The organism is Kineococcus terrestris (assembly GCF_041020755.1).
Taxonomy (GTDB): Bacteria; Actinomycetota; Actinomycetes; order Actinomycetales; family Kineococcaceae; genus Kineococcus; species Kineococcus terrestris.
Genome location: NZ_JBEUEI010000061.1, coordinates 1 through 8,805 on the forward strand (window position 1 = coordinate 1; position 8,805 = coordinate 8,805).

General features: G+C 76.9%; 6 protein-coding genes and 1 pseudogene. 4 read left to right on the plus strand and 3 right to left on the minus strand.

What is annotated here, in order from left to right; translation table 11 throughout:
* Nucleotides 1-757 (minus strand): annotated as a pseudogene (locus tag AB8M62_RS19825) (histidine kinase); the annotation flags it as partial.
* Between the two features lie 35 nt (nucleotides 758-792).
* Here AB8M62_RS19825 and AB8M62_RS19830 point away from each other — a divergent pair.
* A complete protein-coding gene (locus AB8M62_RS19830) occupies nucleotides 793-2,169 on the plus strand; it encodes a cation:dicarboxylate symporter family transporter (protein WP_369070646.1) in 1,377 nt (458 codons plus the stop codon).
* A gap of 72 nt (nucleotides 2,170-2,241) precedes the next feature.
* On the opposite strand, the gene metX is transcribed toward AB8M62_RS19830, so the two are convergent.
* Nucleotides 2,242-3,426 carry a homoserine O-acetyltransferase MetX gene (metX, locus tag AB8M62_RS19835; protein WP_373695019.1) on the minus strand — a complete coding sequence of 395 codons (1,185 nt, stop codon included), beginning with the start codon at nucleotides 3,424-3,426 and terminating at the stop codon, nucleotides 2,242-2,244.
* A gap of 137 nt (nucleotides 3,427-3,563) precedes the next feature.
* Nucleotides 3,564-4,916, minus strand: a complete 1,353-nt coding sequence (locus tag AB8M62_RS19840) for a bifunctional o-acetylhomoserine/o-acetylserine sulfhydrylase (RefSeq protein WP_369070647.1) — start codon at nucleotides 4,914-4,916, stop codon at nucleotides 3,564-3,566.
* A gap of 410 nt (nucleotides 4,917-5,326) precedes the next feature.
* Between AB8M62_RS19840 and AB8M62_RS19845 the strand changes: the two genes are divergently transcribed.
* The 3 genes from AB8M62_RS19845 (at nucleotide 5,327) to AB8M62_RS19855 (ending at nucleotide 8,316) form a co-directional block, all read left to right on the plus strand.
* The gene (locus AB8M62_RS19845; protein WP_369070648.1) at nucleotides 5,327-5,758 is read left to right on the plus strand and encodes a hypothetical protein; all 432 of its coding nucleotides are present in this window, start codon (nucleotides 5,327-5,329) and stop codon (nucleotides 5,756-5,758) included.
* A 62-nt stretch (nucleotides 5,759-5,820) separates the two neighbouring features.
* On the plus strand, nucleotides 5,821-6,840 hold the full coding sequence (locus tag AB8M62_RS19850; RefSeq protein WP_369070649.1) for a zinc-dependent alcohol dehydrogenase: 1,020 nt from the start codon (nucleotides 5,821-5,823) through the stop codon (nucleotides 6,838-6,840).
* 285 nt (nucleotides 6,841-7,125) lie between these two features.
* Nucleotides 7,126-8,316, plus strand: a complete 1,191-nt coding sequence (locus AB8M62_RS19855; protein ID WP_369070650.1) for an acyltransferase family protein — start codon at nucleotides 7,126-7,128, stop codon at nucleotides 8,314-8,316.
* Nucleotides 8,317-8,805: the final 489 nt, after the last annotated feature.

Sequence of the window (8,805 nt, forward strand, 5' to 3'; positions counted from 1 at the left end):
GCCCAGCGGGCAGGGGGTCGAGTAGGGCGTCGTAGACCTCCCTCAGCCGGGTCAGTACCGAGGGTTGCTTGGGGTGGGTGCGCCGGCGCACCCAGCGGCCCAGCAGCAGGCTGCCCGCGGTCGCGACGCCCAGCGCGAGCGCGGCCGGGCCGAGCAGCGCGGGCAGCTGGTCGCGCAGCTCCTCGCCCAGCGTGGCGGTGGTGACGCCCACGGCGACGGCGCCGACGACGGGACCGTCCCCGCCGGAGGTGCCGGCGGCCCGCACCGGCACGACGGCCCGCACCGACGGGCCGAGCGTCCCCGTGTACGTCTCCACGACGCGCCCGCCGGCGAACGCGGCCGCCGCGTGCCCGACGAAGGTGCGCCCGACCTGCGCGGGGTCCGGGTGGGTCCAGCGGACCCGGTCGCGGTCCATCACGGTGACGAAGCTGACGCCGGTGGTGGCGCGCACGACGTCCACCTGCTCGCGCACCCCGGCGCGCGTCCCCGCGGCGGCCGGGTCCCACGTGGCGCCGGGCGCGCTGAGCCCCGCCCGGACCTCCGGGGAGGCGGCGACGGCGGCGGCGACGTCGGCGACCCGCTCAGCCGCGTCGGCGCGGCCGTCGGCGCGCGCGTGCAGGACGACGGCGACCGCGGTGCCGGCCACGACGACGAGGACGACGGCCAGCTGCACCAGCAGCACGCGCGCGGCCAGGGTCCAGCCGCGGCGGTGGACGAAAGGTGCAGAAGCTCGTCGGCCCGCTCGACCCGCCAGCACCATCGCCTCCTCGCGTCCCCGATGAGGAGGGTCCCATGAGCACAGCCGCTCAGAAGCGCGACCGCACCCACTACCTGTACGTCTTCGTCATCGTCGCCGTGGCGCTGGGCATCGGGGTGGGCCTGCTGGCCCCCGACGTCGGCACGGCGCTCAAGCCGCTGGGCGACGGCTTCATCGCCCTGGTGCGCATGATGATCGCGCCGATCATCTTCTGCACCATCGTGCTGGGGATCGGCTCGGTGCGGAGGGCGGCGCAGGTGGGCCGGGTGGGCGGCACCGCGCTGCTGTACTTCCTCGTGATGAGCGGCTTCGCGCTGGTGATCGGCCTGCTCGTGGGCAACCTGCTGCCCGTCACCGACCTGCAGCTGACCGAGGAGCTGCGCGCGGAGGGCGCCGAGCGCGCCGCCCAGGCCCACGAGGCCGGCGGCACGGTGGACTTCCTGCTGGGGATCGTCCCGACGTCCCTGCCGTCGGCGCTGACGGACGGCTCGGTGCTGGAGGCGCTGTTCGTGGCGCTGCTGGTCGGGTTCGCGGTCCAGGCGCTGGGCGAGCGCGGCGAGCCGGCGCTGCGGGCCGTGGAGGTGCTCCAGCGCATCGTCTTCAAGGTCCTGGCGATGGTGATGTGGGCCGCGCCGGTCGGCGCGTTCGGCGCGATCGCGGCCGTCGTGGGCGCCACGGGCGTGGACGCGCTGAAGGCGCTGGCCGTCGTCATGGTCGGCTTCTACGTCACCTGCGCGCTGTTCGTGCTGGTGGTGCTGGGCACGCTGGTGCGCCTGGTCGCCGGCGTCGGGCTGTTCTCCCTGCTGCGCTACACGGCCCGCGAGATCCTGCTCATCGTCTCCACGTCGTCCTCGGAGACGGCGCTGCCGCGGCTCATCGCCAAGATGGAGCACCTGGGGGTCTCCAAGTCCACGGTCGGCATCACCGTGCCGACGGGCTACTCCTTCAACCTCGACGGCACGGCGATCTACCTGACGATGGCCTCGCTGTTCATCGCCAACTCCCTGGGCGACCCGCTGTCGCTGGGCGAGCAGGTCTCGCTGCTGGTCTTCATGGTCATCGCCTCCAAGGGCGCGGCGGGCGTGTCCGGCGCCGGCCTGGCCACGCTGGCCGGGGGCCTGTCCTCGCACCGCCCGGAGCTGCTGGACGGCGTGGGCCTCATCGTCGGCATCGACCGGTTCATGTCCGAGGCGCGCGCGGTGACCAACTTCATCGGCAACACCGTGGGCACGCTGGTGATCGGCACGTGGGCCCGGCAGGTGGACCGCGACCGGCTGCGCGCGGTCCTGGCCGGCGAGCTGCCGTTCGACGAGGCGTCGATGGACCCCGCGGTCGTCCCGCCGCCAGCGTCCGCCCAGCGCGCGCCGCAGCACTCGGTCCTGCCGGTCGTCAGCGCCGACGCGCACCGCTGACCGGCCCCGCACGACGACGCGCCCCCCCCCGGTCCTCGGGGGGCGGCGCGTCGTCGTGGTGCGGGCGGGCCGTCAGCCGGCGGCGCCCAGGGCCAGGGTCTCGGTGACCAGCGGCGCGATCTGGTCCAGCTCCAGCAGGAAGCCGTCGTGCCCGTGGACCGAGCGCACCAGCCGCAGCCCGCCGACGGCGCTGGTCGCGGCCTCGACGACCCGGCGGGAGTCGGCCACCGGGTACAGGCGGTCGGAGTCCACGGCCGCCACCACCAGCGGCACGGTCAGCGCCGCGAGCGCCGCCTCGGTGCCGCCGCGGCGGAACCCGACGTCCCAGGTGTTCATCGCGTCGGTGAGGGCGACGTAGCTGCCGGCGTCGAAGCGGCGCACGAGCTTGTCGGCGTGGTGGTCCAGGTAGCTCTGCACGGCCCAGCGGCCCGGGCCGGCCGGCGCGAGCGGGTCCTCCCCCACCTGCGGGCTGCGCCCGAAGCGCTCCTGCAGCTCCTCGGCCGTGCGGTACGTCAGGTGCGCCAGGCGCCGGGCCAGGCCCAGGCCGGTGTGCGGGCCCTGCCCGGCGGGCAGGTCGTGGTAGTCGCCGCCGTGCCAGCCGGGGTCGGCCAGGACGGCGGCGATCTGCGCGCTCTGGGTGCCGATCTGGTCGGCGGTGGAGGCCGCGCAGGTGGCCAGCACGAGGCTGGCGCCGACGCGGTGCGGCTGGGCGGCGGCCCACTCCAGCGAGCGCATCCCGCCCATCGACCCGCCCAGGACGGCGGCGAAGCGCCGCACCCCCAGGGCGTCGGCCAGCCGCGCCTCCGCCTCGACCTGGTCGGCGACGGTCAGGCGGGGGAAGGCGGAGCCCCACGGCAGCGGGGAGCCGGGCCGGCGCGAGGCCGGCCCGGTGCTGCCCTGGCAGCCGCCCAGGACGTTGGCGGCCACGACGAACCAGCGGTCGGTGTCCAGCGCCAGGCCGGGCCCGACGAGGGAGGACCACCAGCCGGCGGTGGGGTGCCCGTCGCCGGCCGGCCCCGCGACGTGGGAGTCGCCCGTCAGGGCGTGCTCGACGAGGACGGCGTTGCCGCCGTCCGCGTCGAGCGTGCCCCACGTCTCGTAGGCCAGGCGCACCTGCGGCAGGACGCCGCCCAGCTGCAGCGGCAGGTCGCCCACGTCGGCGAAGCGGCGCCGGCCGACCGGGTCCCCCTCGCGCCAGGCGCCCGTCGCGGGCGGCACGGCCCGCCGGGCGCGCGCGGCGGGCAGCGCCTGCTCCACCGCCCGCGCGGCGGCGCGGGCCTCCGAGGTGCTCACCACGTCGACGACCACTGCTCCCTCAGTCCTCCCGATGCCCGTCCGGCGCTCGTCCCGCCAGTGTCCCAGCGCCCGCGGGCGCCCCGGGCCGCTCAGCCCGCTCAGCCGCGCGCGGCGGCGAAGCCGCGCTCGAGGTCGGCGAGGACGTCCTCGATCCCCTCGATGCCCACGGCCAGGCGCACCAGACCGGGCGTGACACCGGTGGTCAGCTGCTCGGAGGGGTCTAGCTGGCTGTGCGTGGTGGACGCCGGGTGGATGACCAGCGAGCGCACGTCGCCGATGTTCGCCACGTGCGAGTGCAGGACGAGGGCGTCGACGAAGCGGCGCCCGGCCTCCAGCCCGCCGTCGATCTCGAAGGCGAGGACGGCGCCCGTGCCGCGCGGGGCGTAGCGCTGCGCGTTGGCGTGCCACGGGGAGGTGGGCAGCCCCGCGTAGTTCACCGACAGGACCTGCTCGTGGGCGGCCAGGTGCTCGGCGACGCGCTGGGCGTTGGCGACGTGCCGCTCCATGCGCAGCGACAGCGTCTCGATGCCCTGCGCCAGCAGGAACGCGTTGAACGGCGAGATCGCGGGTCCCATGTCGCGCAGCAGCTGCACGCGCGCCTTGGTGACGAAGGCCGCGGGACCGACGGCGTCGGTGTAGACGACGCCGTGGTAGCTGGGGTCGGGGGTGGTCAGCCCGGGGAAGCGGTCCGAGGCGGCCCAGTCGAAGCGACCGCCGTCGACGACCGCGCCGCCGATCGCGGTGCCGTGCCCGCCGAGGTACTTGGTCGCCGAGTGCACCACGACGTCGGCGCCGTGCTCCAGCGGCCTGATCAGCCACGGGGTGGCGATGGTGTTGTCGACGACGAGGGGCACGCCGGCGGCGTGGGCGGCGTCGGCGACGGCGCTGATGTCGAGGACGTCGCCGGCGGGGTTGGAGATCGTCTCGGCGTAGAAGAGCTTCGTCTCCGGTCGGGCGGCCGCGCGCCAGGAGGCCACGTCGTCGGGGTCCTCGACGAACGTGGTGGTGATGCCGTACTTGGGCAGGGTGTGCCGCAGCAGGTTGTAGGTGCCCCCGTACAAGCGGGGGCTGGCGACGACGTGGTCGCCGGCGGAGGCGATGTTGAGGATCGCCAGGGTCTCGGCGGCCTGGCCGCTGGCGACCAGCAGGGCGCCGACCCCGCCCTCGAGGGCGGCGATGCGCTGCTCGACGGTGCCCTGGGTCGGGTTCATGATCCGCGTGTAGATGTTGCCGGTCTCGGCCAGGCCGAAGAGGGCGGCGGCGTGCTCGGTGTCGCGGAAGGCGTAGCTGGTGGTCTGGTAGATCGGCAGCGCCCGGGCGTTGGTGGCCGGGTCGGGGGCCTGGCCGGCGTGGACCTGCTTGGTCTCGAAGCTCCAGGCGGCGGGGTCGACGTCGGGGGTGCCGGGGGCGCCGGCGGGGGTCTCGGGCGCGTCGTGGTGCTGGTCGCTCATCGGGGTTCCTCTCGGTGGCGTGCGGGGGTGCCTGCCGGCCGCGCGGGGCGCGCGGGCGCACGGGGACGTGCGGGCCGGGACGTGCGGGGACGTCAGCGGCGTCGACACCAGCCGTCGAAGAGGTAGGGGCGCCGCCCGGGCCAGAAGGGGTCGAGCACCACCAGCGCGGGGCGCGCGCGACCGGGTGTCCGGCCGGTGGGGCGCGCCGCGGGCATCACGGGTCGATCGTGCCGCCGGGGGCGGTGGGCGGGCAACTCCGCCGGGGTCCGGTCGGACCTACTGGATCACTGGCCGTGGTTGGGCGAACACGAGGCGGAACCGGCCCTCGTCTGGCAGGCTGACCGCGGCCACGCTCAGCGTCCGTGCGATCACGCTGAGATGAACTCGCGATCACGACCCCAGGAGTCCCCATGGACGAGCAGCGCGCCCCCGGCGGGCTCCCCGCCCGCGGCACCACCACCGTCGACACCGGCGGCCTGTCGCTCAGCGGTCCGCCCGCCGAGGACGGCGGGCCCGGCGACGCCGCCACCGGCGACGTGGAGGTCCTGCGCTGGGACGCGCCCGCGTGGGCCTCGCGCGGCCTGGAGGTCGAGGGCGGCTGGCTGCACACCTTCGAGGCGCGCGTCGTGCCGCTGGAGGGCGACGAGGGCGCCGAGCGCCCCTGCCCCGTCCGCCTGGAGAGCGCCGACCTCGCCTACGCCGAGGCCGGGCAGACCGTCCTGCGCCGCTTCGGCCCCCGCGTCTACGTCGGCGACATCGCCCAGCTGTCGCTGCCCGAGGCCCAGCGCCTGGTCGCCGCGCTCACCGAGGTCATCGAGCGGGCGGCGACCGCCGAGCGCTGAGCGCTCTGCGAGGATCCGCGCAGCGGCGTCGCCGGGACGCCACCGACGGGAGGGCGCTGCGCATGGCTGCCGGCAGCACGGGACGGGCGGTGCGCGTCGACGCGCCGGGGAAGCTGGAGCTCGTCGAGGTGGAGGTCGCCCCGCCGGGGCCGGGCGAGGTCCTCGTCCGCGTCGCCTGGTGCGGCATCTGCGGCTCCGACCGCGAGGTCTTCGCCGGCACCCGCCCCGCCGAGTTCGTCCGCTACCCCGTCGTGCCCGGGCACGAGTGGTCCGGCACCGTCGAGGCCGTCGGCGAGGGCGTGCCCGCCGAGCTCGTGGGCCGCGGCTGCGTCGGGCAGGGCATCCGCACCGCCGACCACGCCCCCGCCTCCGTCGCCGGCGACACCGCCGCCTGGCCGCAGGAGTACGAGGAGACCGGCTTCACGCTGCCCGGCGGCTGGGCCGACCACCTCGTGCTGCCCGCCCGCTACCTGCACCTGCTGCCCGAGGGCGCCGACCTGCGCTCCGCGGCCGGCATCGAGCCCGCCGCGTGCGTGGCCGAGGCCGTCCTGCTCGCCGACGTCACCGTCGGCTCCAAGGTCGCCGTCATCGGCGCCGGGGCGCTCGGCCTGCTCGCCACCCAGCTGCTGCGCGGCGCCGGCTGCGAGGTCACCGTGGTGCACCGCACCCGCGAGCGCGAGGAGCTGGCCCGCACCTGCGGCGCGCGCCACTACGCCGTCTCCGACGAGGCCGAGCCGCTGTTCGGGACCTTCGACGCCGTCGTCGAGGCCGCCGGCGTGCCCGGCATCGCCCGGCTGGCCACCCGCCTGGGCCGCCCCGGCGCCCGCGTCGTCCTCACCGGCATCCCCGGCGAGGACAGCGACGACCTGTCCTCGCTGGAGCTGGTCTCCCGGCAGGTCCACGTCCTGACGGTGTTCGGCGCCCCCACCCGCGCGTGGGCGTACGCCGTGCGCGCCTTCTCGACCGGGATCCTCGACCCGTCGGTGATCGTCACCCACGAGTTCGACCTCGCCGACGCCGCCGAGGCCCTCGACCTGCTGGGCCGCCGCTCCGGCGCCCTGAAGGTCCTGCTCAAGCCCTGACCCCGCTCCCACCGCGGAAACCCGGGTCTCCAGCGTGTCGTCGTGCGCGACACCCTGGGAACCCGGGTTTCCGCGGTCACGAGCGCGGGCCGGCGCGCCGCCCCGGCGGGGGGCGCGAGACGGGCTCGGCACCGGCGCCTCCGCCGACCGACCGGGGCGCTGACGCTGCGTCGCGCGGTCGTCGCGCAGCGAGGTGGTGGCCCCGCGCACCTGCCGCCACGGTCCCGGCACGTGGTTGAGTGCTCACCCGTGCCGACCCCGGAGAGCCCTCCGACGCCGCCCCCGGTGTCCCAGGCGTCCCAGCAGCCCCTCCCGCCACGAGCCGCGGCCACCCGGTTGTCCACCCACTGCCTGCACGGCGTGCGGGCCGTCGGCGCCCTCCTCGTGGTCCTGGCGCACCTGACGGGTCCCCGCGGCTTCGAGGGCAAGGTGTTCGGCGGGCCCGGCGCCTTCGACGCCCTGCACGACGCGACGGTCGGCGTGGGCGTGGACGTCTTCCTCACCCTCAGCGGCTTCCTGCTCGTCCTCACCGCGGCCGGCCCGCGCTTGGGCGAGCGGTCCGCCGGCGCGTCGCTGTGGCGCCGGCTCGTGCGCGTCCTGCCGCTGTACTGGCTGGCCACCACGGGGGTCCTGGCGATCCACCTGCTGCTGCCGGGCGCGGTCAACAGCAGCCAGGAGCAGCCGCCGGACGTCCTGGCCTCCTACCTGCTGCTGCCCCAGCAGGGCCTGCCGCTGCTGCTGGTGGGCTGGACGCTGACCCACGTCGTGGGCTTCTACCTCGTCTTCCACGCCGGCCTGCTCACCGGCAGCGCGCGGGGGCTGTGGACGGTGCTGGGCGCGTGGGCCGCCGTCGTGACCGCGGCCGCGGTCGCCGTGCTCCTCGCCCCGCCGGGCGCGGCCGGGCCGTGGCTGGTGGCGCTGGGCAGCCCGCACAACCTGCAGCCGCTGCTGGGCGCTGCGCTGGCCCAGGCGCTGCTGGCCGGGTGGCGCCGCCGCGGCGGGCTCGCGCTGGTCACCGGGGCGGTCCTGCTGCTGGCGCTGACGGGGGCCCGGCTGCTGCCGGTGCCCGGCACCACGAGCGGCGCGTACCGACTGCTCGGCGTCACCACCGCGGTGCTGCTCCTGCTGTACGGGCTCCTCGCGCTGGAGCAGTCGCACCGCCGGCGCACCCCCCGGCCGCTGCTGCCGGTGGCCGCCTCCTCGTACTCGCTGTACCTGGTGCACGTGCCGCTGGTGGGGGCGCTGGCGGTCGTGGCCGGGCGGCTGCCGCTGCCCACGGCGACCCCGGTGCGGGTGGGCGTCGTCCTGCTGGTCCTCCTGGCCTGTCTGGGGCTGGCGCGGCTGGTGCACCGGTTCGTCGAGCAGCCGCTGGTGGCGGCGCTGACCGAGCGCCTGCCCGCGGCGCTGGCCCGCCGGCGCGCGCCGCGCGTCGTGGACGTCACGACCGCGGAGGCACCGGCCCGCCGCGTCCGCTGATCAGGCGGGCTCGACGGCCGCGGCGGTCACGTCCCCGCCGTGCAGGTGCAGGCCGTCGGCGCGCGCCTCGCAGGCCAGGGCGGTGCCGCAGGGGGTGGCCCCGGAGCTGACCGCGCACTGCCCGCCGGTGGCGTCGGGGACGGGGACGGGGACGGGCCGGAATCCTCCTGCCGGGAGACGTGCAGCGCCACCGAGCGGCCGGTGTCGAGCAGGACGACCGGTGCGCCGCCCGCGAGGACGGCTGCGGACGCGCCGGCCCGCCGCGGGGCGGCGGAGGTGGAGGCGACCGGGGACACCCCTGCGCGCTGGCGTCGACGCCGAGGCGGCGCTCACGACGGCGGCCCGGGGGTCTCGACGGTGGTGGGGGGGGGGGGCCCCCCCCCCCCCCCCCGGACCCGGGCGAGCTGGCCCGCACCGTGCACCTCGTCCACAACGGCGTCCTGGCCCTGTGGCCCCTGACGGGGACGCGGCCCCTGCGCGAGGAGCTGC